The sequence below is a fragment of the Rhizobium sp. LC145 genome, assembly GCF_001005825.1.
Taxonomy (GTDB): Bacteria; Pseudomonadota; Alphaproteobacteria; order Rhizobiales; family Rhizobiaceae; genus Neorhizobium.
In genome coordinates, this window is sequence record NZ_LBHV01000008.1 from 67,489 (window position 1) to 90,275 (window position 22,787).

Consider the following 22,787-nt stretch of genomic DNA (forward strand, 5'->3'; position numbering starts at 1 on the left):
GCCGGAGGAGGCGGCAATGCAGTTTGTACGCATCAACGACATCGTCATCCAATATGATATCCAGCGCGCCGGCGAGGAGAAGCCAGTTATTGTCTTCGTGAACTCGCTCGGAACCGACAGCCGGATTTGGCATCATGTGCTGCCAAAGCTCGCCGATGACTTCACGCTCGTGACCTACGATAAGCGCGGCCATGGCTTGAGCGATCTCGGCAATCCGCCCTACTCGATCGACGATCATGTCGCCGATCTCGCTGGGTTGCTCGATCATCTCGGGCTCTCTCGGGTGATCGTTTGCGGATTGTCGGTCGGAGGGCTTATTGCGCAGGGGCTCTATGCCACCCGCCCCGACCTCGTGAAGGGCCTGGCGCTCTGCGATACGGCGCATAAGATCGGCACGCCCGAGATGTGGGCCAAGCGCATCGCCGCGGTCGAAGCCGATGGCATAGGCAGCGTTCTGGAAGACATCATGGCGCGGTGGTTCACTCAGCCTTTCCGGAATGTCGGCAACACCGCCTATCAGGGCTATTGCAACATGCTGATGCGGCAGCCGATACTCGGCTACAGCGGCACGTGCGCTGCGATCCGCGACGCGGATTTCACTGAAGCAGCGCGCCGCATCGCCGTCCCGACGCTCTGCGTCGTCGGGCGTGAAGACGGTTCGACGCCGCCGGAACTGGTGCGCTCGCTTGCCGATCTCATCCCCGGCGCTCGATACGAAATCATCGAAGGTGCGGCGCATATTCCTTGCGTGGAAGCGCCGGCTGCCTTCGCCGCGGTCATCCGCGGCTTCGCCAGTCAATTGAATTGAGGGTACCGTCATGGCCGATTCTTCCGCAGGCTCCGAACGCTACCGGCAGGGCATGGTGACCCGCCGCGCGGTGCTGGGCGATACGCATGTGGACCGCGCTCTGGAGAGCGAAACTGATTTCGACGGGCCATTCCAGCGGTTCATCACGGAAGGTGCCTGGGGTACGCTCTGGTCACGATCCGCCTGGACGAAACGTGAGCGCTCGATGGTGACGATCGCGCTGCTTGCCGCGCTCGGGCAATATGACGAGATGGCAATGCATGTGCGTGCGACCGTCAATACGGGTGCGACAAAGGACGATATCCGCGAAGCCTTGCTGCATGTGGCAGTCTATGCCGGCGTTCCGGCGGCCAATCATGCCTTCAAGGTGGCGAAGGCTGCCTATGCGGAAATGGAGGCTAAGCAGCCGACTTCCGACCATGCCGGGGGAGAGACCGAATGAAAAACACACCACCTGAAACCACGCCCTTCTTCGCCCGCGACCGGGATATGCATCCGCCTGCCTATACGCCGTGGTACAAGACGACCGTACTGCGCTCGCCGCAGCGGGCGCTGATATCGTTCGAAGGCACGATCAGCGAGATCACAGGCCCCGTTTTCGGTCACAGCATCATCAACGAGTTCGACAACGACCTTCTCGCCAACTACGCGAAGCCGGGCGAGGGCCCTATCGGCGAACGCATTCTGGTGCACGGCCGGGCGCTGGACGAGCGCGGAATCGGGATCGGCGGCGCGCTGGTGGAGTTCTGGCAGGCCAATGCGGGCGGGCGCTATCGCCATAAGAAGGAAACCTATCTTGCGCCGCTCGATCCGAATTTCGGTGGGTTCGGACGCACGATCACCGACGAAAACGGTTTCTACTGGTTCAAGACGGTGAGGCCGGGCGCCTATCCATGGCCGAATGGCGTCAACGACTGGCGTCCTGCCCATATCCATTTCTCCGTCTTCGGCCATGGCTTTGCCCAGAGATTGATCACGCAGATGTATTTCGAGGGTGACCCGATGATCTGGAAATGTCCCATCGTGAAGACAATCCCGGACGAAGAGGCGATCAAACGGCTGATCGCGCCGCTCGACATGAACGCGACCATTCCGCACGATATGCGCGCCTACAAGTTCGACATCGTGTTGCGCGGCCGCCGCTCGACCCTGTTCGAGAACCGCATGGAGGGCAACTGACATGGTCCAGCCGCTCGGATATCTCAAGGAAACCGCTTCCCAGACAGCGGGCCCCTATGTCCATATCGGCTGTACGCCGAATTTCACCGGCATTCACGGGGTCTACGAAACCGATCTCGGCTCCGGGTCGATGATCAACGATCAAACCCGCGGCGAGCGGATCACCATTCGCGGCCATGTCTACGATGGTGCCGGAACGGCGCTCAAGGATGCGCTCATCGAAATCTGGCAGGCGGATGCGGAGGGCCTTTACAACAGCCCATCGGAAATCCGCGGCAAGGCGGACCCGAACTTCTTCGGCTGGGCTCGCTGCCCTGGTGACATGGCGACCGGCGAATTCGTGTTCGAAACGATCAAGCCTGGACGCGTGCCCTTCCGTGACGGGCGGCTGATGGCGCCGCATGTGAATTTCTGGATCGTTGCGCGCGGCATCAATATCGGGCTCAATACGCGCATGTATTTCTCCGATGAGGAGGCGGCGAATGGCGAGGACCCTATCCTGTCCCGCATCGAGCATCGGGTGCGCGTGCCTACACTGATCGGAAAGAGGGAAGGGGATACCGTAACCTTCGATATCCATCTACAGGGCGACAACGAAACCATTTTCTTCGATGTTTGAGAAATCATGAGCATTTCGGCTTTCGAGCATCCGTTCCTTTCCGGTCTCGTCGGCGATGACGAGGTGGCGCAGCTGTTCGGTGCGGAAGCCGAGATCGAGGCCATGCTTGCCTTCGAACTGGCGCTCGCCAACAGCGAGGCCGCGTCCGGGCTCATTCCGGTAGCGGCGGCGGAGCGGATTGCCATCGCCTGCGCAGATTTCGAACCCGACATGGCTGCGCTGCGGAAGGAGGCGAGCAGGGACGGCGTCGTCGTTCCCGAGCTGGTCCGCCAGTTACGCAATGCCGCCGGCGAAGAGGCCGGACGTCATGTGCATTTCGGCGCCACCAGCCAGGATGTCATCGATACGGCGCTGGTGTTGCGGTTGAAACGGCTCTGCGGGGTGCTGGTCGATCGTCTTGCCAGGCTCGAAGAAGCTTTCGGAGAACTCGACCGGAAATACGGTGGCCGGGAGCTCATGGGCCACACCCGCATGCAGGCGGCGATCGCGATCACAGTTTCGGATCGCATCCGCGCCTGGTGCGATCCATTGGTACGGCTTCGGGAGCGGCTGGCAAGCTTTTCGGCAAGCGGCGGTTTCTCGGTCCAGTTCGGCGGTGCTGCGGGTACGCTGGAGAAGCTGGGAGACAAGGCCGATATCGTTCGGGCAGCCTTGGCAAACGAGCTTTCTCTGGGTGACGCCGTTCAATGGCAGAGCCAGCGCGATCGGCTGGCGGAATTTGCGGGAATTCTTTCCCTGATCACCGGTAGCCTCGGCAAGTTCGGGCAGGATATCGCGCTCCTTGCCGAACTCGGTGCCGAGATCGAGCTTACCGGTGGCGGGGGCTCCTCGGCCATGGCGCATAAGCAGAACCCGGTCGCCGCCGAGGTGCTGGTAACGCTTGCGCGCTTCAATGCCGTGCAACTTTCCGGAATGCACCAGGCCATAGTGCATGAGCAGGAACGCTCGGGTGCTGCATGGACGCTCGAATGGCTGATTCTGCCGTCAATGGCGGCAGCCGCCGGCGCCTCGCTACGCCTTGCCGCCGAGTTGATCGGAAATATCCGATCCCTTGGGCGCGCTGGCGCGAAATCATAACCACCAGGATATGCTTGGGCGATTGCATTTCATTTTACATTACCGTTTCGCATGGGCACACTATACTTAGATGCGCTGACGCAGGGAGCCTGTCAGGGCTTTCGATAAAGGGAGGAATTCATGAAAAGGCTTGTCGCCGCTGCCATTGCGGCTGCCGTTCTGTCGAGCGCGGCTTATGCCGACACCATCAAGGTCGGGGTTGTCGGCCCGTTCTCGGGTCCGTTCGCGCTGCAGGGCAAGAACTTCAAGGCGGGTATCGACGCCTATTTCGCGATCAACGGCAACAAGGTCGGCGATGACGAAATCGAGGTCATCTATCGAGACGTGCCCCAGGCGGATCCCGCCCAGTCCAAGGCGCTTGCGCAGGAGCTGGTCGTGCGCGAAGGCGTCCAGTATCTCGCGGGCTTCTATTTCACGCCGGACGCCATGGCGGCCACGCCCCTGCTGGAGCAGGCAAACGTGCCCATGGTCATCATGAACGCGGCGACTTCGGCGATCGTCACGGCTAGTCCCTATGTCGTTCGGACGTCTTTCACCACATGGCAAACCTCCTCGCCGATCGCCAAGGTCGCCAAGGATGGCGGCGTCACCAAGGTGATTTCGGTGGTCAGCGACTACGGTCCGGGCATCGATGCGGAAAACGCCTTCAAGACGGCCTTCGAGAAAGAGGGCGGCACCGTGGTCGAGGCGATCCGCATGCCGCTTTCGACCAACGATTTCTCGCCGATCATGCAGCGTGTGAGAGACAGCGGCGCCGAAGCGATCTTCGCCTTCCTGCCGTCCGGCCCCACCACGCTCGGCTTCGTCAAGGCGTTCAACGAAAACGGCTTGAAGGGGGCCGGCATCAAGTTCTTCGGCCCCGGTGACTTCACGCAGGAATCCGACCTGCCGGCGCTTGGCGATGCAGGTCTCGGCCTGCAGACCACGTTCCACTATTCCGTTTCCCACGACTCGCCGGAAAACAAGACCTTCGTGGAGGCTGCGGCCAAGGCGATCGGCAACCCGGCCGAGCTTTCCTTCCCCTCGGTCGGTGCCTTCGACGGCATGTATGTCATCTCGAAGATGATCGAGGCGACCGGAGGCGAACAGGACGCGGAAAAGGCCGTCGAGGCGGTCAAAGGCCTCTCCTGGACGAGCCCGCGCGGTCCCGTGACGATCGATCCGGAAAGCCGCCACATCACGCAAAACATCTACCTGCGCGAAGTCGTGAAGGACGCGGACGGCAAATACATCAACAAGGAAGTGCAGACCTTCGAAAAGCAGGGTGATCCGGGTCTCGCCTTCGTTAAAAAGTAAGCCGCACGCAAGAGAACGGACGCGGGATCGGGGCCACCGGTCTCGCGTTCGCGCAAGAGGAGGACCACATGCAGACCGTGTTCAGCATAGCCATCGATGCACTCGCCTATGGAATGGTGCTCTTCGTGATATCGATCGGCCTTTCGGTGACCATGGGCCTGATGCGGGTGGTGAACCTTGCTCATGGCGCCTTTGCCATGATCGGCGGCTATCTCGCTTCCTATGCCGCGCGTGACCTCGGGCTCGGCTACGCGATCGCGACCCTCATCGCGGTGATCGGCACGATCATCATCGCCATTCCGATCGAGCGCTTTCTCTACCGCCGCATCTATGGCGCGCCCGAGCTGACCCAGGTGCTGATGACGATCGGCATCACCTTCTGCATCATCGGTATCGCCAACTTCCTGTTCGGCCCGACGCTGAAGACCATTCCCCTGCCTCAGACCCTGCAGGGTTCGGCCGATCTCGGCTTCCGGTCGATCGCGACCCATCGCATTTTTGCGATCCTCTGCGGCCTCGTCGTTGCGGGCGCGCTCTGGTTCTTCATCGAACGCACCGCCTTCGGCATCAAGCTTCGCGCGGCGGTCGACAATGCGGCCATGGCGGCAGCGCTCGGCGTGCGTACCGAAGTGGTCTACGCGGTCAGCTTTGCGGTGGCCGTCGGTCTCGCAGCTCTCGGCGGCGTGGTCGGCGCGGAACTCCTGCCAGTCGAGCCCTACTATGCGCTGCGGTATATGGTGACCTTCCTCGTGGTGGTTGCGGTCGGTGGCGCAGGCTCCATACCGGGGGCCTTGATTGCCTGTCTTCTGCTCGGTGCGATCGACACCACCGGACGCTATCTTGCGCCCGAATACGGTGAGTTCTTCTTCTACCTGGCGGTGATCCTGATCGTGACGATCTTTCCGCGCGGTCTGGCGGGGAGGCTCAAGTAATGGCAGTTTCCATGAATGACAGTGTCACGGCCGGACTTCCGGTTCGCAGAAAATTCGATACCGGAAGCCTGATTGGCCTCGTCGCGATCATCGTAATCGGGGTCGCCGGATATTTCCTCTTCCCGAACAATCTTGCTCTGTTGACCCGCATCATCGCGATCATGCTGCTGGTGTTGTCGATCGACCTCGTGACGGGCTATTGCGGTGTCGCCACGCTCGGACATGCGGCGCTGTTCGGTGCCGGCGCTTATGGAGCGGGAATCGCGGCAGTCCATTTCGGGATTACCGAGCCATTGACGATGACCGTGGTCGGCGCGATCGCCGGTGCGCTTGCAGGTCTGATCTCCGGCATCGTCATCCTGCGTGCTCACGGCTTGCCGCAACTCGTGCTGTCGATCGCCGTCATCCATCTTTTCCACGAAGCTGCCAATAAAGCGTCGGCCTGGACCGGTGGCAGCGATGGCCTTGCGGGGATCGCACCGGACGCGCTGCTCGGCATGTTCCAGTTCGATCTCTGGGGCCGCACCGCCTATATTTACGGGCTGGTTCTGCTGATCGTGGTTTTCCTCGGCTTGCGTGTGCTGGTCCGTTCACCCTTCGGCATGCTGGCCCGTGGTGCGCGCGAAGACCCGATCCGCATTTCGGCCATGGGCGCTTCGGTCAAGTCCGTGCTGCTGCGAATGTACGTGATCTCGGGGGTCGTGGCCGGTATCGGCGGCGCCTTGACGGCGATCTCGACCCAGGTCGTGGGTCTCGACAGCCTTTCCTTCACGCTTTCAGCGGAGTCGCTGGTCATGCTGGTGCTTGGGGGCACCGGTTCTCTTTACGGAGCGATGATCGGAACCGTGGTCTTCATGTGGTTCGAGGATCTCGTTTCGGCTGCTAATCCCTTCCACTGGCTCACCATGGTCGGAGCGCTGCTCATAGCAGTCGTTCTTTTTGCGCCGAAGGGGCTCTACGGCTCCGGTGCCGTTATCCTCGGCCGCTTCAAGGGAGGCCGCAAATGAGCGCGCTGTTTGAAGTCCGTGGCCTCAACAAGAATTTCGGTGGCTTAACCGTCACCAACAATGTGTCGCTTTCGATGACGACGGGTGATCGGGTGGCGCTGATCGGTCCGAACGGCGCGGGCAAGACGACTTTCGTCAACCTCGTGACCGGGCACCTGAAGCCCACATCCGGCGATATCCGGCTGGCGGGCCAAGACATCACCGGCGCGAATGCCACGAGCCGCGTGCGTATGGGGCTGGTTCGCTCGTTTCAGGTCACGCGCCTCTTCTACGACATGACGCCGGAGGAGCATGTGGCGCTTGCCGTGCTGCAGCGGGAGAAGCGCTCCGGCCGGGTGATGGGGCATTATGCCGGCATGCCGGAAGTCATGGACGAGGTGCGTGAAATCCTCGAGCTGCTCGGTCTTGTCGAGCTTTCGCATCTGAAGGTCCGCGAGATTGCCTATGGCCAGCAGCGGCTTCTGGAGATCGCCTTGGCAATGGCGCTGAGGCCCAAAGTGCTGCTGCTCGACGAACCCGCCGCCGGGGTGCCGCAAAGCGAGACTGCACGCATCGAGCACGCGCTCGACAAGCTGCCGAGCGATCTGGCTGTGCTGATGATCGAGCACGACATGGATCTCGTCTTCCGCTTTGCCAAGCGGGTGATCGTGCTTGCCGCCGGCACGATCATCTTTGACGGTTCGCCAAAGGCTGTGACGCAGGACGCCCGCGTGCGTGAAGCCTATCTGGGGAGTTATGCGAATGCCAGCAGCGCCGCTTGAGGTCAAAGGCCTGTCGGCCGGCTATGGTCCGACACGTGTGATCGAGGATGTCTCCTTTTCGGTGGCGGCGGGCTCACGGCTTGCCGTGCTCGGCCGCAACGGCATGGGGAAGACGAGCCTTTTCGCCACGCTTGCCGGCCAGACCCGTCGCTATGGGGGCGAAATCTGGGTGGGTGGCCGCGACATTTCCGGGGAGCCGAGTGCCGCCCGAGCGCTTCTGGGGCTGGGCTACGTGCCGCAGACCCGAGACGTCTTCCCGACGCTGACGGTTGAGGAGAACCTCTTTGTCGGGCTGAAGAACCGGCCGAGGGATGCCATCCAGGAAGCCTACGACATGTTTCCGCGGCTGAAAGAGCGGCGAAGGAACCTCGGCAGCCAGCTTTCCGGCGGCGAACAGCAGATGCTTTCCACCGCTCGCAGCATCCTTGGGCAGCCGACCGTGCTGCTGCTGGACGAGCCACTGGAAGGGCTTGCGCCCGTGATCTGCGAGGAGTTGATGGCGGCCTTTTCGCGACTTGCGCAATCGGGCGACATGACGATCCTGCTGGTCGAGCAGCGCATCCAGAGCGCACTGGATTTCGCGGACAATGTCCTCGTCCTGGAGCGCGGCCGTATCGCCTGGTCCGGAACGCCTGCGGAGCTTTCAGCCGATCACGTCGCGGTCGAGCGGTTCCTCGGCGTCGGCGGGCTGCATTGAGCCGTTCGGTTCATATGGCTTGACGGGCCAGTTCGCCTCGGCTCAGTTTGTGCTTTGCACCATTGCCTGAGCCGAGGGATTCCCGATGAGCGCGCTGCAAACCGATCTCGAACGCATCTTCACGCATATCGATGAGAACCGCGAAATCTTCGTTCGGCGGGTCATGGACCATGTCCGCCATCCGAGTATCAGCGCGCAGAATATCGGGATCGCCGAAGCGGCCGAACGCTTGGTGGGAATGCTGCAGCGCCTCGGCATGGAGACGGAAGCGATCCCCACCAGGAACCATCCCATGGTGCTCGGCCGGCTCGGGAAAATGCCGGAAAAGCCGACGGTTCTGCTTTACGGTCACTACGACGTACAGCCGCCCGAACCGTTGGATGCGTGGACAAGTCCGCCTTTCGAACCGGAGATCCGCGACGGCCGCATCTACGCCCGCGGCATCGGAGACAACAAGGGCCAGCATTTTGCGCAATTGCTGGCGATCGAATCCTGGCTGGCGATCGCGGGAGAACTCCCCTGCAACGTCATCTTCCTGCTGGAAGGCGAGGAGGAGATCGGCAGCCCGCAGATCGCCGATTTCGTGCGTGAACATGGCGAGAAGCTGAAGGCGGATTTCGTGGTCACCGCGGACGGCGCGCTGCATGAGAGCGATCGGCCGATCATCACCTATGGCGTGCGAGGCGTCGCCTCGTTCGAGTTGCGCAGCAAGACCGGCCGGCGGGACGCGCATTCCGGCAATTTCGGCGGCGTCATGCCGAACGCGATCTGGAAGCTCGTGCATCTGCTCGCCACGATGAAGAACGATAGGGGTGAGATTACCATCGAAGGCATCTACGATCCCGTGGTGCCGCCGACCGAACTTGAACGCGAGGCGATGGCCGGCCTTCCGCTGGACTTCGAAAAGATCAAGGCCGATCTGGGGATTACGGAACTCGATGCGCCGGCAGACCGGGGCTATTACGAGCGGCTGATGTTCCAGCCGACGCTGACGATCAACGGATTTCACGGCGGTTACGGCGGGCCCGGCAGCAAGACGGTTCTGCCTTGCGAAGCCGTTGCCAAGTGCGACATCCGCCTGGTGGAAAACCTGACGCCGGAATACGTCTACGAGAAGGTGAGGGCGCACGTGGAGCGCCATGCGCCGGACGTGGAATTCGTGTCGTCGAACAGCATGCTTCCTTCCAAGACGCCAATGGACAATCCCTATGGCCAGGTTATTCAGGATGCGATCAAGGCGGCGCGCAGCGTCGAACCGCTGCTCTATCCCTCGCTCGGCGGCAGCCTGCCGGACTACGTCTTCACCAAGATCCTCGGCATCCCCTCTTTCGTGGTGCCCTATGCCAATGCCGACCAGGCGAACCATGCGCCCAACGAGAACTTGAAGATCGAGCTTTTCATTCAGGGGATCAGAACGGGCGCAGCCCTGCTTGCAAAGCTCGGCGAAATGCCACCCGGCGGCAAGTGATCTCAGGTGTTCGCGAATGCCTTCAGAGTTTCGCCGGAGAGCCGGTAGCGTATCCATTCGCTCATCGGCTCGGCGCCGATCGCCTCGTAGACGCGGATCGCCGGCTCGTTCCAATCCAGCACGCTCCATTCGAAGCGGCCGCATCCGTTATCGAGGGCGATCTTCGCCAGTTTTTTAAGCAGAGCCTTGCCGGCCCCGAGGCCGCGGGCATCCGGCGTCACATAGAGATCTTCCAGATAGAGCCCGTTCCTGGCCTGCCAGGTGGAGTAGTTGAAGAACCAGACCGCCATGCCGATCGGCTCGCCGTCGCTCTCGCAGATAAGCGCGCGCGTCACGGAGCCTTTGCCGAAAATGGATGAGCTCACCGTTTCGAGCGTTGCGGCAACCTCATGCTCGGCTTTCTCATAGATTGCCAATTCCCGGATGAAGCGCAGGATGGTCGCGGCATCCTCTGGAACGGCTTCGCGTATGATAAGTGCCATGGTGCCTCCGCATAGCTGGATCGCCGGAGGTCATGCGAAAGGCGTCGGCGGCTGTCAAGACATGTTTGGGGTCCTGCATGCGCCCTCTTTTCATAGGGCCATTTTTCTCGCCGTCGCCGTATGTTCGTTCATCCACTCGGCGCTTGCCTGAATGCCGCCCAAGGGAAAGACATGGACCTGCTCGATGAGGCTTTCCGTATTGGCCGCACGGTAGCTCGCGAGGTCGTTGAGGAAATCGGTCGGTTCATAAGGAAGCAGCAGCTTGCGGAAATCGAGCGCACGTTTCTGAAGGATGCCGAGCGAGGGGCCGACACCGCATGATATGGCGAACTTGATGAGCGTCTGGAGCTTGGTCGGTCCGGCGACACCGACATGGATCGGAAGGCGGATGCCCGCGGCCGCGATGCGTTCGGACCAGGCGATGACCGGCTTGGCGTCGAAGGCGAACTGGGTGACGATCGCCATGCTGGCCGCTGTTTCCCCGGAAAAGGCCTGCTTCCAGCGCAAAGCTGCGTCGGTCCCGGCGGTGCCGTCATCCCCGTCGATATCCCTGTTTCCTTCCGGATGGCCTGCGACATGCAGGCGCCTGAAACCGTAACGATCGAAAAGCCCAGTCTTGATCATGGCGATTGAGCTGTCGAGCATGCCGGCCGGTTCGGCCGATCCGCCGCCGAGAAGCAGAGCCTGTTCCACGCCGGCCTCTTCCCGGTAGCGGCGGATCCAGGTTTCCAGTGTGCCGGTATCCGGTATGTTGCGTGCCGGGAAATGCGGCATCGGATGAAAACCTTCATCCGTCAATCGCCTTGCGGTAGCGACCATGTCGTCGATCGGCGTGCCGGCGATATGGGCGATATAGACGCGTGTGCCGGCCGGCAGCAATGCACGAAAATCCTCGATCTTGGCCGCGGTGCGAGGCATGACCTCGATCGAATAGCCGGCGAGAAAAGCACAACGATCATCGGCCTTCGGCGCAGCGTCATCCTCGCTGCGGAAGAGACTTGTCATTCCCATGCGATACCCCTGTTAACCAGTCATGGAAAGCTTGGCCCGAAGACACGGGGCGGGGAGCGGCGCGCGGGAAAGACTCCGCGCGCCGCGATCGGCTAGCCTGCCTTTCTGGTGCGCCAGCTTTCTGCGTAGCTCTCACGGGCCTCGCGGGCATAGGGCGTCGGCGAAACGCGCACCCGGATTTCGGCCTGCTTGTGCTTTTCAGTGGAAGTCTTGTCGGTGCCGCCGTTCGGCTCGCCCCAGACGAGCGTCAGAACGTCGCCGATCTGGACGTCGCCATCGACCACGCCGAGTGACAGCATGCAGCGCTCGTTGTAGCTATAGCCGTTGAACATCGACATGCCGACCATCTTTCCATCGCGCAGGATCATGTCGGCGCTGGTGGAGGCATAGTTCGGCTGCGGGAAGTCGATCCATTTGTAGTGATCCTCGCCGGGACGGAAGGCGGAGGCGATGACGTTGACCACGTCCTCCGCATTCCACTCGAAGGTCACTTTCTTGCGGTTCTTCGAATCCTTCAGCTTTGCCAGCGCAGGCTTGCCGATGAATTCGGATTTCCAGTCGATATAGAAGCCGTATCCGAGTTCGAACGGATTGACGTAATAGTCTTCGATATTGCCCGAGGCGAAGCTGCCGCCGATGGCGCCGGTTGCTTCATAGCTGTCGGCGCCCAACCAATCGCGATATTCCTTCATCATGCCGTCGCCGGTGTAGATGCCCGGCAGGGGCGAAGGTATCCAGCCGGACTCCAGCGTATTGGTGGAATAGGCGCGGCTGCCGACCTGGTGGAGGTCGACGCCCGCTTCGCGAGCCGATTCCAGGATGACGCTGCGGATATATTCCAGATCCGCATATGGCCCCCAGATTTCGAGCCCCGGCGCTCCTGCCATGCCGTGCCGCAGCGCCTGCACTCGTTTCGAGCCCACATTGATCCAGTCGACATGGAAGAACTTGATATCCGGAACCGGGCCGCCGTTCATCTTCTCGAAGATTTTCGGCGCATCCGGACCCTGGATCTGGAAACGATAGTGAGTGCGGTAGACAGCCTTGCCGTCCGGGCGGGAGGGCGAGCGCGGGTCACGGTGGATGCGCACGTTCCACTTGCCGATCGCCTGCTGGAATTGCACCCAGTTGGCGGTCGGCGCACGGCCAACGAGCACGAACTTATCCTCCCGCTCCCGGAAGATGATCATATCGCCTATCACATGGCCTGCCGGCGTGACCGGCACGAAATGCTTGGCGCGATTGAGATCGAAATTCGTGAAGCTGTTGATGCCGACATGGTCGAGGAAAGAGGCGGCGTCCGGTCCTTCGACAATCACCTCGTCCATGTGATGCGACTGATCGAACAGGACTGCCGATTCGCGCCATGCGCGCTGTTCGTCACGCCAGTTGGTGAACTCCGGGGCAACGACCGGGTATACATACATGCCGATGCGCGAGTTGCGCAGCATCTGCGCGACATTGCCTTTTTGCCCGATAACCTCGGAAAGACTGGATCTCGTCACGATATCTCCTCCTCCAAAAAACTCCTCTGTGTATACATGAGGCTATCAAGCCAGAAATTTCAAGAGGAAATATCGAGCGCGCCGATCACGATGGTTCGTGATGCCGGCGCTATCGGCGAAACAGTGCGGAGAAGGCGATGCCCGGTGGCCGGCTCAGGTATTGACGAGCACGAGGCCCGGCACCTGGAGGATCAGTTCGGGATCCTCGAACATGACATATTCCAGGTTCTTGCGGGCGATGCGGGCATGTTCGCGGGCGATGAATTCCGCGCGGGTTCCCTCGCGGGCGGCGATTGCCGAAACCAGCGCCCGGTGCTGCTCCTGTGCGATATGGAGCGACTTGCGGAAGGCCATGACTTCGGGGCTAATCGAAAGAAAGGCCGAAGGCGAGGCGAAGGGCAGCCGGGTGGCGCGCTCGATCTCGCGCTGGAGGACGGTGCTGCCCGAAAGCTCCACAAGGCAGGTGTGGAACCTGGCGTTCAGTTCGGAATAGGCTTCAAAATCGACGTCGCCAGGCTCATCGCCAAAGCATTCCTCAAGCCGGGCCTCGACTTCCCGGAGCTGGTCGAGCCCGCCGGCCGAGACACCGCGTTCCGCGGCAAGACGGGCCGCGGTGCCTTCAAGCACGCCGCGAAGCTCGATCGAATCCACGACATCCGCGAAGGTGAAGCTGCGTACAACGAAACCGCCATTCGCCAGTCTGTCGAGCAGGCCCTCCTCGGCAAGCCTTGACAGGACCTCGCGTACGGGCGTGCGGGAAATCTGCAGGGCTTCGGCAAGCGGCACTTCGAAAAGCCGTGTCCCGCCGGGGAAATCGCCGCTGATGATCTTCTTGCGCAATTCCATCAGCGCCCGCAGCGTCTGCGTGGTTCGTGCCGTATCGTCCAATGCCCGTGCCTCCCCGGCAGTCCTGTCCAAGTGAATCTTAGCCGTATCTCATCAAATGCCAAGCGGCATGTATACAGGGAAGGGTGACGGAAGAGGGGCGTTCATCGAAGCCGTCTCCGGCAAGCGGATTGCAGGCGGTGCCCACGGCTGCGATACTGGCTAAAAACGGGTATGCAGAATGCCGGCAAGGAAACGAGGCGAATTTCGATTGTTCCGGAGCACGATCGCCGGCGTGCAGGCGGTGGCGGCGGAGACGGATCATCGGTTTTCCCGGCATACGCATGACCAGTTCGGTATCGGGATCATCGAGCATGGCGCGCAGGTCTCCGCCAGCGGCCGTGGGCAGGTCGAGGCGGGTCCGGGCGATACGATCACCGTCAATCCCGGAGAGGTTCATGATGGAGCGCCCATCGGCGATCACGGACGCTCCTGGCGGATGCTCTATTTCGAACCAAATATTATAGCAAAGGCGGTCGCGGAGATCACCGAGGGCAAGAAATCCCTTGTCGAGTTCGCCGATCCGGTGATGCGGATCGGCCGGACCGCGGGTGATTTCCGCCTGCTGTTTGCCGCCGTCACCGGGCAGGAGGCGGCTGCGGCCTGCCTGCGCCGACAGGAACTGCTGCTCACTCTACTGGCCGGGGTCATGCAAGAGAAATCGGACACTATGCCGGCCTTTCCCGCCGCCGTCGCGATCGCGCTCGAAAGACTGAACGACGACCCTGCCGGACAGATAACCCTGCCCGATCTCGCCGCCATCAGCGGACTTTCGCAGTTCCAGTTCCTGCGTGCCTTTTCTCGGGCGACCGGGCTTACGCCGCACGCCTATCTGATCCAGCGCCGGGTTTCGCTTGCCCGCAGGTTGATTGCCGGGGGTATACCTCTTGCGCAAGCGGCCGTCGAGAGCGGGTTTTCGGACCAGAGCCATATGACCCGGATTTTCACGCGCACCTATGGGATTTCGCCGGGCAATTATGCCGAAGTGGCGCGGTAATATTCATTTCGTCGGAGCACCGCCGACCCGAACCTTACCAATTGTTCATTTGACCCTTCATGCCGGCCCTTCCTAGGTTTTGGAAGCCGCCATGACGGCGGTCAGAGGCTCGCATCCGGGTTTCGGGTTGGGGATCGCGAGCCTCGTCAGACCCGCTGCTCACATCAATACCCGTTCACCAGCCGCAGGATGAGCTGGTGGACATTGCCGCCTTCGCTGAGTTCGACCTTGTCGAAATCGCGGCTGCGCTGCCGTTGTGCGAGGGAAAGCTCTCCGAGCCGTTTGGTGAGGTCGGTTCTGATCTTTTTGCAATCCGGATCCGCATCGGCTCTCAGGCCGACGCTGACGGCCTCTATTTGCCGCACCATGTCGATGATGAACTCGCCGTGCACTTTCTCGTGGGCCGTAACGCCGGTGATGAAGGTTTCCCAATCTTGCTTTACGGTTGCGGGAAGCGTCGCCGCAGGCTTGGGAAGCGTATAGGTGATGATGAGGTTCGGGCGCGCCGAGACCAGGATGCAGGACCCATCATCCTGCGGCTCGTATTTCCTCGACCATGTGAGCTTGAAATTCGTATGCGCAATCGCTCGGCCTACTCCGACATTCGGTCCTCTTTCGCCGATCGACGCATAAAGTTCGGCTCCCGATTGGCCTTTGATCGCATAGGCGCTGACCTTTTCCACCGCCTGCCACTGTGCCTCCGCGATGGACGGCAGGGATAGAAACCCGGCGACGAGCAGGTGGAATGAAAAGGCAGGCGTCACGCGGATTTTCCCCAATGGCTATTCTCGTGCGGCGGACACTAGCGGGCTCTTCGGCTTGCTTCAATCGGTCAGGTAATGGGAACTCCACTCATGCATGGGGTTGGCGAATTCTGCTCGAACTGCTAAGCAACGGCCGTTTTTTAGATATGCGAGCCGTTCAATGGGTCCCAAGTCGTCAGACATATAAGCCGCAGCAACAGTTCCTTGTTGTTGCGGCCTTCTGTCCGGTTCATATCCAATTGTTGATGAAGTGGCAGATCGCCGCGGAATGAAATTCATTCAAGCGGATCTCCCATCGTGTCCAATTTACAATCGCAAACCTGGAATCATACCCTGCCGACGGCGCTCCTGCTGTTGGCGCCATTCGATATCCTGGCCTCGCTTGCCATGGATATCTACCTGCCTGTCGTGCCGGCCATGCCAGGCATGCTCCAAACTTCGCCGACTATCGTGCAGTTGACCCTGAGCCTTTACATGCTCATGCTCGGCTTCGGTCAGATCGTCTTCGGGCCGCTTTCCGACCGGATCGGCCGCCGCCCGGTCGTTCTCGGCGGGGCGGCTCTCTTCATCCTCGCCTCCTTCCTGCTGGCCATCGCCTCGTCCGGCGCGATGTTCCTCGGGTTGCGCATCCTGCAGGCGCTCGGTGCCTCGGCTGCCCTGGTCGCCACCTTCGCCACCGTGCGGGACGTCTATGCCGAACGGCCGGAGGGCACGGCGATCTACAGCCTGCTGGGTTCGATGCTGGCCTTCGTGCCGGCGCTCGGACCCATTGCCGGCGCGCTGATCGCCGAGTGGTTCGGATGGCAGGCCATTTTCGCGACCCTCGGCATACTGGGGGTGATCGCCCTCATCAATGCGCTGCCGAACTGGCCGGAAACGCGGCCGAAGCGCGAAGGCACAGAAACCGTGGCGTTCGCGAGAATTCTCACGAACGCTTCCTTCTGGACCTATACGCTCGGTTTCAGCGCGGCCATGGGTTCCTTCTTCGTGTTCTTCTCGACGGCGCCGCGACTGCTCATCGGGCGGGCAGGCTTTTCCGAAATCGGCTTCAGCCTGGCCTTTTCCACCGCTGCTTTCGTCATGATCCTGACAAGCCGTTTCGCGAAGCGTTTTGTCGGCAGATGGGGCGTTGCGGGAAGTCTTGCCCGAGGGATGCTGCTGCTCCTTCTCGGCGCCTCGCTTCTCGTCGTCGGGCAAGGTTTGGTGGAGCCTTCATTCTGGAGCTTCCTGCCGCCGATGTGGATCATCGCCGTCGGGATCGTCTTTACGGCCTCGGTTACGGCCAACGGCGCTCTTCAGGAGTTCGGCAGCGTGGCCGGCACGGCGGTAGCGCTCTACTTCTGCATACAGAGCGTAATCGTCGGTGTGGCCGGCACAATGTCGGTCGTGCTGCTCGGCGGTGATACGGTATGGCCGCTCGCCGGATATTGCGCGGTCATGGCGCTTATCACGCTGGCTGCCTTGGCACGTCTTTCGAGACGATAGGAACATGTTCGGGCCGGCCTCGCGCCGGCCCGTTCGCAATCACCGCTCGGAAAATGCCAGCCTGGTGCCCAGCGCCACGAAAGCGCCGGCAAAGACGCGCCGCATCCAGGTCAGGATGTATGGCCGCGACAGGACCTGGCTGCGGATGGCCGCCGCAAACAGACCGTATCCCATGAAGACCACGAAAGTCATCAGCATGAAGGCCAGGCTGAGTTCGGTCATGTGCATCAACGGAGCGGTTTCGTCCTGTCCGATGAACTGCGGCAGGAAAGCGAAGAAGAAGATTGAGAGCTTCGGGTTCAGGAGATTGACGAAAATCGCCGAGAGGACCACTTGGCGTGCCGAACGAGGAGCAGTTTTCTCATCCACCGAAAGGGCTCCCCTCTCCTTCAATACCTGCCAGGCCATGAAAAGCAGGTAGGCGACGCCGAGATATTTGATCGTCTGAAACGCAAGCGCACTCGCATGAAGCAGGGCGGCAAGCCCTGAGACCGCGGCTATCATGTGCGGCACTATGCCGAGCGTGCAGCCGAGCGCTGCGACAATGCCGGCGCGCGCGCCGCGCGAAAGGCCGGCGGCCAGCGTGACGAGAACGCCGGTGCCCGGCGAGACGACGACGATGAAAGAGGTGAGGAGAAACTCAAGGCTCATGGAAAATGTCCTTTGGTAGGCCGAACGCTTTCCTCCGATAGATCTCGACGACGTCAATGGTCTTGAACGAAATTGCAGGCGGTTCTCTCTTGGGGAATGCACGTCGCATCTGTCGCCTAGGCATGCTATCAGACCGCCTAAAACGACGAAGGAATACCGTGAATGACCCTCCTGAAACCGAAACTTAGCCGTGAAGTCGCCGAAATGCTCGCTGCCGGAGGTCCGGTCGTGGCGCTCGAATCGACGATCATCACCCACGGCATGCCCTATCCCGCTAATCTCGAAACGGCGCTGGCGGTCGAGGCGGTCGTGCGGGAAAACGGCGCGGTGCCGGCGACGATGGCCGTGGTGGAAGGCGAGCTGAGGGCGGGGCTGGAAAGCGTCGAGTTGGAATCGCTTGCCCAGGCAAAGGATGTGGTCAAGGCTTCCGGCCGTGATCTGGTGGTTGCCATGGTGCGCAGGCAATCGGCCGGCACGACCGTTTCCGCTACCATGCTGCTTGCCGATCTGGCCGGCATCGATATCTTTGCAACGGGCGGCGTCGGCGGCGTGCATCGCGGCGCGGAGCAGACCTTCGATATCTCCGCCGATCTTACCGAACTCGGCCGCACCAGGACGGCGGTCGTCTGCGCCGGCGTGAAGTCCATTCTCGATATAGCCAAGACACTGGAGTATCTGGAAACTCAGCGCGTGCCGGTGATCGCCTACGGCACCGATGAATTTCCGGCCTTCTTCACACGCTCAAGCGGCTACAAGGCGGACCACCGACTGGACACGCCGGAGGAGATCGCCCGCGCCATGCACCTTCATCATAGGCTCGGCACCGGCACGGGCCTGCTGATCGCCAATCCGATCCCGCAAGAGGCCGCGCTGACACCGGAATTCATCGACGGCACGATCGCGGATGCGGTGCGCGAGGCCGATGAACGCGGCATCGGCCGCAAGGAGCTGACGCCCTTCCTGCTCGCCCGCATCAATGAGCTTTCCAAGGGAGAGAGCCTGAAGGCGAATATCGAGCTCGTGAAGAACAATGCGAAGCTCGCCGCGAAGATGGCCGTCGCCTATGCGGCGTTGAAGAAGGGCTGATATCGGCGCCACCGCCGGATTGCCTCTCGTTCAGGCGGTTCCCATCCGGCGGGCAAGCATGCGCTCGAGCGCGGACAGCGCGTCATAGATCAGCACGGCGAGTGCGCCGACGATCAGGCCGCCCTGCAGCACGAAGGCGAGATTGTTGGATTGCAGCCCGGCGATGATGACTTCGCCGAGCGTCCGTGCCGCGACCGTCGAGCCGATCGTGGCGGTCGCGAGGCTGATGACCACCGAAAGCCGGATGCCTGCGAGAATGACCGGAAGCGACAGCGGCAGCTCGATCTTTGCAAGCCGCTGCATGTCGGTCATGCCGGCGCCGCGCGCAGCCTCCATCACCGAGCGCGGCAGATTGGTGAGCGCCGTCAGCGTGTTCTCGAAGATCGGCAGAAGGCCGTAAAGGAAGAGCGCGATCAACGTCGGTTTTTCGCCGAAGCCGACGGCAGGTACGGCCAACGCCAGCACCGCGACCGGGGGGAAGGTCTGGCCGATGTTCACCAGGCTGCGCGAAAGGGGCAGGAACTCCGCGCCGAAAGGGCGGGTGACGAGGATAGCCAGCATCACGGCGACGATTATCGCCGCCAATGTGGCGATGAAGACGGTGCGGAGATGCTGGACCGTCAGCGAAAGCAGGCTGCCTTGATTATAGATGGCGGGTGCGTTGGTCTGGGTCAGCGGCTTCAGCAACGGTTCGAAGCTTCCCGGCGTCACCAGGAAGGCGATCAGCAGGAGAAGCAGGAGCCCCCGCAGAATCGTCGGCAGCCACTGTTTCATCGCGGCCTCGCTGCGCGTTTCAACAGCCCGTCGAGGGTTACTTTGCCGATCGGGGCGCCGCTTGCGGAGACGACGGGAAGCGCATCACGGCCGGTCCAGATGAGCTCACCCAGCGCATCCTGTTGGCTCGTCTCTCCGGAGATCGCGGGGCCCTCGACCTCGCCGGGCTCGGCCGCATCGCCTGCCGTTGCGATGGAGAGCAGCCGGAAAGGCCTTTGCGCCTCGCCGATCAGCGTTTCGACGAAGGGCGTCGCCGGGGACCGGATGAGTTCGGCCGGCTCGCCGTATTGCACCACCTTGCCCTTGTCCATCACCGCAATCCTGGTCGCTAGGTGGAAGGCTTCGTCCATGTCGTGAGTGACGAGGATAACGGTCGTGCGGAAATGCTTCTGGATCGCGAGCAGGTCGTCCTGCGCCTTCGCGCGGATCACCGGATCAAGCGCGCCGAAGGGTTCATCCATCAGCAGGATATTCGGTTCGGCGGCAAGTGCGCGGCCAACGCCGACGCGCTGCTGCTGTCCGCCGGAAAGCTCGTGCGGATAGCGTGCCCCGAACGTCTCGGGATCGAGCTGGAAAAGCGTGAGCAGTTCTTCAACCTTTGCGTCGATCCTCGCCTTTTCCCAACCGAGCAGGGTCGGCACGGTGGCGATATTCTCCGCGACGGTTCGGTGCGGGAAGAGCCCGTGTCCTTGAATGGCATAGCCGATCCGGCGGCGCAGTTCATGGCCGGGGATCGCCCGGTTGTCCTCGCCGTCGATGCGGATCGTGCCCGAGGTCGGCTCCACCAGACGGTTGACCATCCTGAGCAGTGTCGTCTTGCCGGAACCGGACGTGCCGACGACGACGGTGATCGTGCGGGGTTCGATCACCATCGAGACGTCATCGACCACGGCAGTGCCGTCGTAGCGTTTGGTGATGGCTTCGATCTCGATCATGCCGGCCTTCCTTTCGGTATGCGACTGTTCATTTCGATCAGCGCATCGAGCACGACTGCGGCCGCGAAGGCGAGAGCTACCGTGGGAACCGCGCCGAGCAGTACAAGGTCCATGGCCGTCTGGCCGATACCCTGAAAGACGAAGACGCCGAAGCCGCCGCCGCCGATGAGGGCTGCTATTGTGGCGAGCCCGATGTTCTGGACGAGCACGATGCGGATGCCGGTGAGGATGACGGGTAATGCAAGCGGGAATTCGATACTGAAAAGGCGTTGACGGTCGGTCATGCCGATCCCGCGTGCCGCCTCGTTCGCCTCGCGCGGCACACCGGCGAGACCGACGACCGTGTTGGCCACCACCGGCAACAGCGAATAGAGGAAGAGGGCGACGAATGCGGGCGCCACGCCGATACCGCGAATGCCGATCGCGGCGGCTCCCGGAACATTAGCAGCGATCCATCCGAGCGGCGCGATCAATATGCCGAAGAGGGCAATGGACGGAATGGTCTGAATGAGGTTCAGCGTGTTGAGGACGGCGGCTCTGAGCGGTTCGACGCGATGGCAGAGAATGCCGAGGGGCAAGCCGATGGCGACCGCGGCGAACAGCGAGCCGAGCGCCAGCGTCACATGGCGGCCGGCCTCGATCCAGAAGACATCGGCGCGGCTTGCATATTCCTTCATGATCGACAGGCCGTTCCAGCTTCCGGAGGTAAGCAGTACCGTAACCGCGATCGCCGCCATGATGAGAACCAGCACCCGCGTCAGCGGCCGGGGCTGCAACCGGGCGATCGCATCGGCAGCCAAAAGCGTGAAGGCGAAGATGAGTATCCAGAAACCGGAAGCCGGCGAGACGCGGGCATAGCTGTTGCTTTCCGGTGTCAGAAAAGTTGCGGCCAGGCCGATCGACAATGCCAAGGCGATAAGGGCCGCTGCGGCGGCGAAAAACCTTAACTGGACCGGCGTCCGCAGGACCGCGATCAGGGTGGCGGCGAACAGGAGCAAGGCGAGGCCCCAGCCCGCCCATCCCGGCAGCGCCGAGAGAATTGCCTTTGCTTCGCCCTGCACGATGCGGTTCGGCTTCAGTGTCGCAAAGGGTGCCGCGAGAGCCCCGTAGGCGGCCAGAAGGGCGATCACGATGCCGAGTTTGTCGAACGGGATTTTCAAACCGCTGCCTCTGCCGTCGAGAATAGGCCGGGTATTTTCATAGACCCGGCCTATTCCGGCGTGAAGTGAAGTCGAAGGGATTTATTTCAGGAAACCGTTCTGTTTCAGAAAATCCTCGGCGACGGCCTTTGCCGGCTCGCCGCCCACCTGCACGCGGCCATTGAGCTCTTGCAGCGTTATGAGGTCGAGTTTCTCGAAAACCGGCTTCAATACGGTTTCGATATCCGGATGTTCCTTCAAAACGGCTTCACGGATGATCGGCGCCGGCTGGTAGACCGGCTGCACGCCCTTGTCGTCTTCCAGTACGACGAGGCCGGAGGGAGCGATGCCGCCATCGGTGCCGTAGACCATCGCGGCATTGGCGCCGTTCGTCTGGTTGGCAGCCGCGGCGATCGTGGCCGCCGTATCGCCACCTGAAAGCGTGATGAGCTGCTCGGGTTTCAGGGTAAAGCCATAGGTGGTCTGGAAGGCCGGAAGGGCTGCCGCGGAGTTGACGAATTCCGAAGAGGCGGCAAGCTTCACCTCTCCGCCACCGGCAACGAACTTGCCGAAATCGGTGAGTGTCTTCAGGCTGTTGGCATCGGCTACATCCTTACGGATGGCGATAGCCCAGGTATTGTTGGCAGGTGAAGGCGTCAGCCAGACTATCTTGTTGGCGTCGTAATCAAGTGTCTTGACCGTTTCGTAAGCTTGCGCAGCGTTCTTCCATGCCGGATCGTCGGCCTTTTGGAAGAAGAAGGCGCCGTTTCCGGTGTATTCCGGATAAATGTCGATCTCGCCGGCAGTGATCGCCTGACGGACCACCGGCGTGGCGCCGAGCTGAATGCGATCGGTGGTCTGAATATTGTTGGCGTTCAGCACCGAAAGAATGATGTTGCCAAGCACACCACCTTCCGTGTCGATCTTCGAGGAGACGACGACCTGGGCGTTCGCCATGCCGACGGAAAAGGCGAAAGCCGCGGCGGCAGCGATGAACTTCGTCTTCAGAATCATTGGATGAACCCTCCGTTGTCGTCCCCATTATGACCCGGCGACCTCGGCACCTGCGGGGCATGAACTGCTATATGTGGCAGGGTTCGAGAAAAGGAAAAGGGGTTTCCGGCAATTGACGGCTAAGTTCCTTCCGTTTGTCGATGCGCCGATCAATAGGAGTTGAATTTTCCGGAGGAGCTTTGGCGCCCTAGATTGTCATGGAGGCGCTGGTACCC

Annotated in this window: 24 protein-coding genes; 14 read left to right on the forward strand and 10 right to left on the reverse strand. The window is 61.5% G+C overall.

Going from position 1 to position 22,787, the window contains the following annotated elements:
- Nucleotides 1-16 precede the first annotated feature (16 nt).
- The 11 genes from pcaD (at nucleotide 17) to YH62_RS20565 (ending at nucleotide 9,844) form a co-directional block, all read left to right on the forward strand.
- Nucleotides 17-808, forward strand: coding sequence for a 3-oxoadipate enol-lactonase (gene pcaD, locus YH62_RS20515; protein WP_046796145.1), 792 nt, complete (start codon nucleotides 17-19; stop codon nucleotides 806-808).
- A gap of 10 nt (nucleotides 809-818) precedes the next feature.
- Nucleotides 819-1,250 carry a 4-carboxymuconolactone decarboxylase gene (gene pcaC, locus YH62_RS20520; RefSeq protein ID WP_046796146.1) on the forward strand — a complete coding sequence of 144 codons (432 nt, stop codon included), beginning with the start codon at nucleotides 819-821 and terminating at the stop codon, nucleotides 1,248-1,250.
- Nucleotides 1,247-1,987 (forward strand): protocatechuate 3,4-dioxygenase subunit beta, encoded by a 741-nt coding sequence (gene pcaH, locus YH62_RS20525; protein WP_046796147.1) that lies wholly within the window; start codon nucleotides 1,247-1,249, stop codon nucleotides 1,985-1,987. Before pcaC ends, pcaH begins: the two co-directional genes overlap by 4 nt.
- Before the next feature lies 1 nt (nucleotide 1,988).
- On the forward strand, nucleotides 1,989-2,606 hold the full coding sequence (gene pcaG, locus YH62_RS20530) for a protocatechuate 3,4-dioxygenase subunit alpha (protein ID WP_046796148.1): 618 nt from the start codon (nucleotides 1,989-1,991) through the stop codon (nucleotides 2,604-2,606).
- Nucleotides 2,607-2,612: 6 nt separating this feature from the next.
- Nucleotides 2,613-3,683 (forward strand): 3-carboxy-cis,cis-muconate cycloisomerase, encoded by a 1,071-nt coding sequence (locus YH62_RS20535; protein ID WP_046796149.1) that lies wholly within the window; start codon nucleotides 2,613-2,615, stop codon nucleotides 3,681-3,683.
- 120 nt (nucleotides 3,684-3,803) lie between these two features.
- Nucleotides 3,804-4,979: an ABC transporter substrate-binding protein gene (locus YH62_RS20540; RefSeq protein WP_046796150.1), complete on the forward strand. Its 1,176-nt coding sequence runs from the start codon at nucleotides 3,804-3,806 to the stop codon at nucleotides 4,977-4,979.
- A 68-nt stretch (nucleotides 4,980-5,047) separates the two neighbouring features.
- Complete coding sequence (locus YH62_RS20545; protein ID WP_046796151.1) at nucleotides 5,048-5,911, forward strand: branched-chain amino acid ABC transporter permease; 864 nt, start codon at nucleotides 5,048-5,050, stop codon at nucleotides 5,909-5,911.
- Between the two features lie 11 nt (nucleotides 5,912-5,922).
- Nucleotides 5,923-6,918 (forward strand): branched-chain amino acid ABC transporter permease, encoded by a 996-nt coding sequence (locus tag YH62_RS20550; protein ID WP_245282147.1) that lies wholly within the window; start codon nucleotides 5,923-5,925, stop codon nucleotides 6,916-6,918.
- Complete coding sequence (locus YH62_RS20555; protein ID WP_046796153.1) at nucleotides 6,915-7,679, forward strand: ABC transporter ATP-binding protein; 765 nt, start codon at nucleotides 6,915-6,917, stop codon at nucleotides 7,677-7,679. The genes YH62_RS20550 and YH62_RS20555 overlap by 4 nt, the downstream gene beginning before the upstream one ends.
- Nucleotides 7,660-8,376 carry an ABC transporter ATP-binding protein gene (locus YH62_RS20560; RefSeq protein WP_046796154.1) on the forward strand — a complete coding sequence of 239 codons (717 nt, stop codon included), beginning with the start codon at nucleotides 7,660-7,662 and terminating at the stop codon, nucleotides 8,374-8,376. The genes YH62_RS20555 and YH62_RS20560 overlap by 20 nt, the downstream gene beginning before the upstream one ends.
- An 85-nt stretch (nucleotides 8,377-8,461) precedes the next feature.
- Nucleotides 8,462-9,844 carry a M20/M25/M40 family metallo-hydrolase gene (locus YH62_RS20565; RefSeq protein WP_046796155.1) on the forward strand — a complete coding sequence of 461 codons (1,383 nt, stop codon included), beginning with the start codon at nucleotides 8,462-8,464 and terminating at the stop codon, nucleotides 9,842-9,844.
- A 2-nt stretch (nucleotides 9,845-9,846) separates the two neighbouring features.
- Here the strand turns inward: YH62_RS20565 and YH62_RS20570 are convergent, their stop codons facing one another.
- The 4 genes from YH62_RS20570 to YH62_RS20585 form a co-directional block, all read right to left on the reverse strand.
- Nucleotides 9,847-10,326 carry a GNAT family N-acetyltransferase gene (locus YH62_RS20570; RefSeq protein ID WP_046796156.1) on the reverse strand — a complete coding sequence of 160 codons (480 nt, stop codon included), beginning with the start codon at nucleotides 10,324-10,326 and terminating at the stop codon, nucleotides 9,847-9,849.
- Between the two features lie 90 nt (nucleotides 10,327-10,416).
- On the reverse strand, nucleotides 10,417-11,337 hold the full coding sequence (locus YH62_RS20575) for a methylenetetrahydrofolate reductase (RefSeq protein WP_052760473.1): 921 nt from the start codon (nucleotides 11,335-11,337) through the stop codon (nucleotides 10,417-10,419).
- 92 nt (nucleotides 11,338-11,429) lie between these two features.
- Complete coding sequence (locus YH62_RS20580; RefSeq protein ID WP_046796158.1) at nucleotides 11,430-12,842, reverse strand: aminomethyltransferase family protein; 1,413 nt, start codon at nucleotides 12,840-12,842, stop codon at nucleotides 11,430-11,432.
- Nucleotides 12,843-12,995: 153 nt separating this feature from the next.
- Nucleotides 12,996-13,688, reverse strand: a complete 693-nt coding sequence (locus YH62_RS20585; protein WP_046796406.1) for a GntR family transcriptional regulator — start codon at nucleotides 13,686-13,688, stop codon at nucleotides 12,996-12,998.
- Nucleotides 13,689-13,908: 220 nt separating this feature from the next.
- On the opposite strand from YH62_RS20585, the gene YH62_RS20590 reads away from it, so the two are divergent.
- Nucleotides 13,909-14,724, forward strand: coding sequence for an AraC family transcriptional regulator (locus YH62_RS20590; protein ID WP_046796159.1), 816 nt, complete (start codon nucleotides 13,909-13,911; stop codon nucleotides 14,722-14,724).
- A gap of 164 nt (nucleotides 14,725-14,888) precedes the next feature.
- Here YH62_RS20590 and YH62_RS20595 read toward each other — a convergent pair whose 3' ends face one another.
- Nucleotides 14,889-15,488: a DUF922 domain-containing Zn-dependent protease gene (locus tag YH62_RS20595; protein ID WP_052760474.1), complete on the reverse strand. Its 600-nt coding sequence runs from the start codon at nucleotides 15,486-15,488 to the stop codon at nucleotides 14,889-14,891.
- Between the two features lie 297 nt (nucleotides 15,489-15,785).
- On the opposite strand from YH62_RS20595, the gene cml reads away from it, so the two are divergent.
- Nucleotides 15,786-16,973 carry a CmlA/FloR family chloramphenicol efflux MFS transporter gene (gene cml, locus YH62_RS20600; RefSeq protein WP_082118437.1) on the forward strand — a complete coding sequence of 396 codons (1,188 nt, stop codon included), beginning with the start codon at nucleotides 15,786-15,788 and terminating at the stop codon, nucleotides 16,971-16,973.
- 39 nt (nucleotides 16,974-17,012) lie between these two features.
- Here the strand turns inward: cml and YH62_RS20605 are convergent, their stop codons facing one another.
- Nucleotides 17,013-17,624, reverse strand: coding sequence for a LysE family translocator (locus tag YH62_RS20605; RefSeq protein WP_046796162.1), 612 nt, complete (start codon nucleotides 17,622-17,624; stop codon nucleotides 17,013-17,015).
- A 162-nt stretch (nucleotides 17,625-17,786) separates the two neighbouring features.
- On the opposite strand from YH62_RS20605, the gene YH62_RS20610 reads away from it, so the two are divergent.
- Nucleotides 17,787-18,710 carry a pseudouridine-5'-phosphate glycosidase gene (locus YH62_RS20610; protein WP_046796163.1) on the forward strand — a complete coding sequence of 308 codons (924 nt, stop codon included), beginning with the start codon at nucleotides 17,787-17,789 and terminating at the stop codon, nucleotides 18,708-18,710.
- Nucleotides 18,711-18,740: 30 nt separating this feature from the next.
- On the opposite strand, the gene YH62_RS20615 is transcribed toward YH62_RS20610, so the two are convergent.
- From YH62_RS20615 to YH62_RS20630, 4 genes are all read right to left on the reverse strand, one after another.
- A complete protein-coding gene (locus YH62_RS20615) occupies nucleotides 18,741-19,484 on the reverse strand; it encodes an ABC transporter permease (RefSeq protein ID WP_046796164.1) in 744 nt (247 codons plus the stop codon).
- On the reverse strand, nucleotides 19,481-20,419 hold the full coding sequence (locus YH62_RS20620) for an ABC transporter ATP-binding protein (RefSeq protein ID WP_046796165.1): 939 nt from the start codon (nucleotides 20,417-20,419) through the stop codon (nucleotides 19,481-19,483). Before YH62_RS20620 ends, YH62_RS20615 begins: the two co-directional genes overlap by 4 nt.
- A complete protein-coding gene (locus YH62_RS20625) occupies nucleotides 20,416-21,579 on the reverse strand; it encodes an ABC transporter permease (RefSeq protein WP_046796166.1) in 1,164 nt (387 codons plus the stop codon). The genes YH62_RS20620 and YH62_RS20625 overlap by 4 nt, the downstream gene beginning before the upstream one ends.
- An 81-nt stretch (nucleotides 21,580-21,660) precedes the next feature.
- Nucleotides 21,661-22,572: an ABC transporter substrate-binding protein gene (locus YH62_RS20630; RefSeq protein ID WP_046796167.1), complete on the reverse strand. Its 912-nt coding sequence runs from the start codon at nucleotides 22,570-22,572 to the stop codon at nucleotides 21,661-21,663.
- Nucleotides 22,573-22,787 lie beyond the last annotated feature (215 nt).

What these genes read in the sequence shown, in the direction of transcription:
- pcaH (WP_046796147.1), top strand. Translation starts at nt 1,247, where the DNA reads ATGAAAAACACACCACCTGAAACCACGCCCTTCTTCGCCCGCGACCGG.
- YH62_RS20540 (WP_046796150.1), top strand. Translation starts at nt 3,804, where the DNA reads ATGAAAAGGCTTGTCGCCGCTGCCATTGCGGCTGCCGTTCTGTCGAGC.
- YH62_RS20615 (WP_046796164.1), bottom strand. Translation starts at nt 19,484, where the DNA reads ATGAAACAGTGGCTGCCGACGATTCTGCGGGGGCTCCTGCTTCTCCTG.
- pcaD (WP_046796145.1), top strand. Translation starts at nt 17, where the DNA reads ATGCAGTTTGTACGCATCAACGACATCGTCATCCAATATGATATCCAG.
- YH62_RS20585 (WP_046796406.1), bottom strand. Translation starts at nt 13,688, where the DNA reads ATGGAATTGCGCAAGAAGATCATCAGCGGCGATTTCCCCGGCGGGACA.
- YH62_RS20535 (WP_046796149.1), top strand. Translation starts at nt 2,613, where the DNA reads ATGAGCATTTCGGCTTTCGAGCATCCGTTCCTTTCCGGTCTCGTCGGC.
- YH62_RS20610 (WP_046796163.1), top strand. Translation starts at nt 17,787, where the DNA reads ATGACCCTCCTGAAACCGAAACTTAGCCGTGAAGTCGCCGAAATGCTC.
- YH62_RS20575 (WP_052760473.1), bottom strand. Translation starts at nt 11,337, where the DNA reads ATGGGAATGACAAGTCTCTTCCGCAGCGAGGATGACGCTGCGCCGAAG.
- YH62_RS20620 (WP_046796165.1), bottom strand. Translation starts at nt 20,419, where the DNA reads ATGATCGAGATCGAAGCCATCACCAAACGCTACGACGGCACTGCCGTG.
- YH62_RS20570 (WP_046796156.1), bottom strand. Translation starts at nt 10,326, where the DNA reads ATGGCACTTATCATACGCGAAGCCGTTCCAGAGGATGCCGCGACCATC.
- pcaG (WP_046796148.1), top strand. Translation starts at nt 1,989, where the DNA reads ATGGTCCAGCCGCTCGGATATCTCAAGGAAACCGCTTCCCAGACAGCG.
- YH62_RS20565 (WP_046796155.1), top strand. Translation starts at nt 8,462, where the DNA reads ATGAGCGCGCTGCAAACCGATCTCGAACGCATCTTCACGCATATCGAT.
- YH62_RS20590 (WP_046796159.1), top strand. Translation starts at nt 13,909, where the DNA reads ATGCCGGCAAGGAAACGAGGCGAATTTCGATTGTTCCGGAGCACGATC.
- pcaC (WP_046796146.1), top strand. Translation starts at nt 819, where the DNA reads ATGGCCGATTCTTCCGCAGGCTCCGAACGCTACCGGCAGGGCATGGTG.
- YH62_RS20550 (WP_245282147.1), top strand. Translation starts at nt 5,923, where the DNA reads ATGAATGACAGTGTCACGGCCGGACTTCCGGTTCGCAGAAAATTCGAT.
- YH62_RS20560 (WP_046796154.1), top strand. Translation starts at nt 7,660, where the DNA reads ATGCCAGCAGCGCCGCTTGAGGTCAAAGGCCTGTCGGCCGGCTATGGT.
- YH62_RS20545 (WP_046796151.1), top strand. Translation starts at nt 5,048, where the DNA reads ATGCAGACCGTGTTCAGCATAGCCATCGATGCACTCGCCTATGGAATG.
- YH62_RS20630 (WP_046796167.1), bottom strand. Translation starts at nt 22,572, where the DNA reads ATGATTCTGAAGACGAAGTTCATCGCTGCCGCCGCGGCTTTCGCCTTT.
- YH62_RS20605 (WP_046796162.1), bottom strand. Translation starts at nt 17,624, where the DNA reads ATGAGCCTTGAGTTTCTCCTCACCTCTTTCATCGTCGTCGTCTCGCCG.
- YH62_RS20555 (WP_046796153.1), top strand. Translation starts at nt 6,915, where the DNA reads ATGAGCGCGCTGTTTGAAGTCCGTGGCCTCAACAAGAATTTCGGTGGC.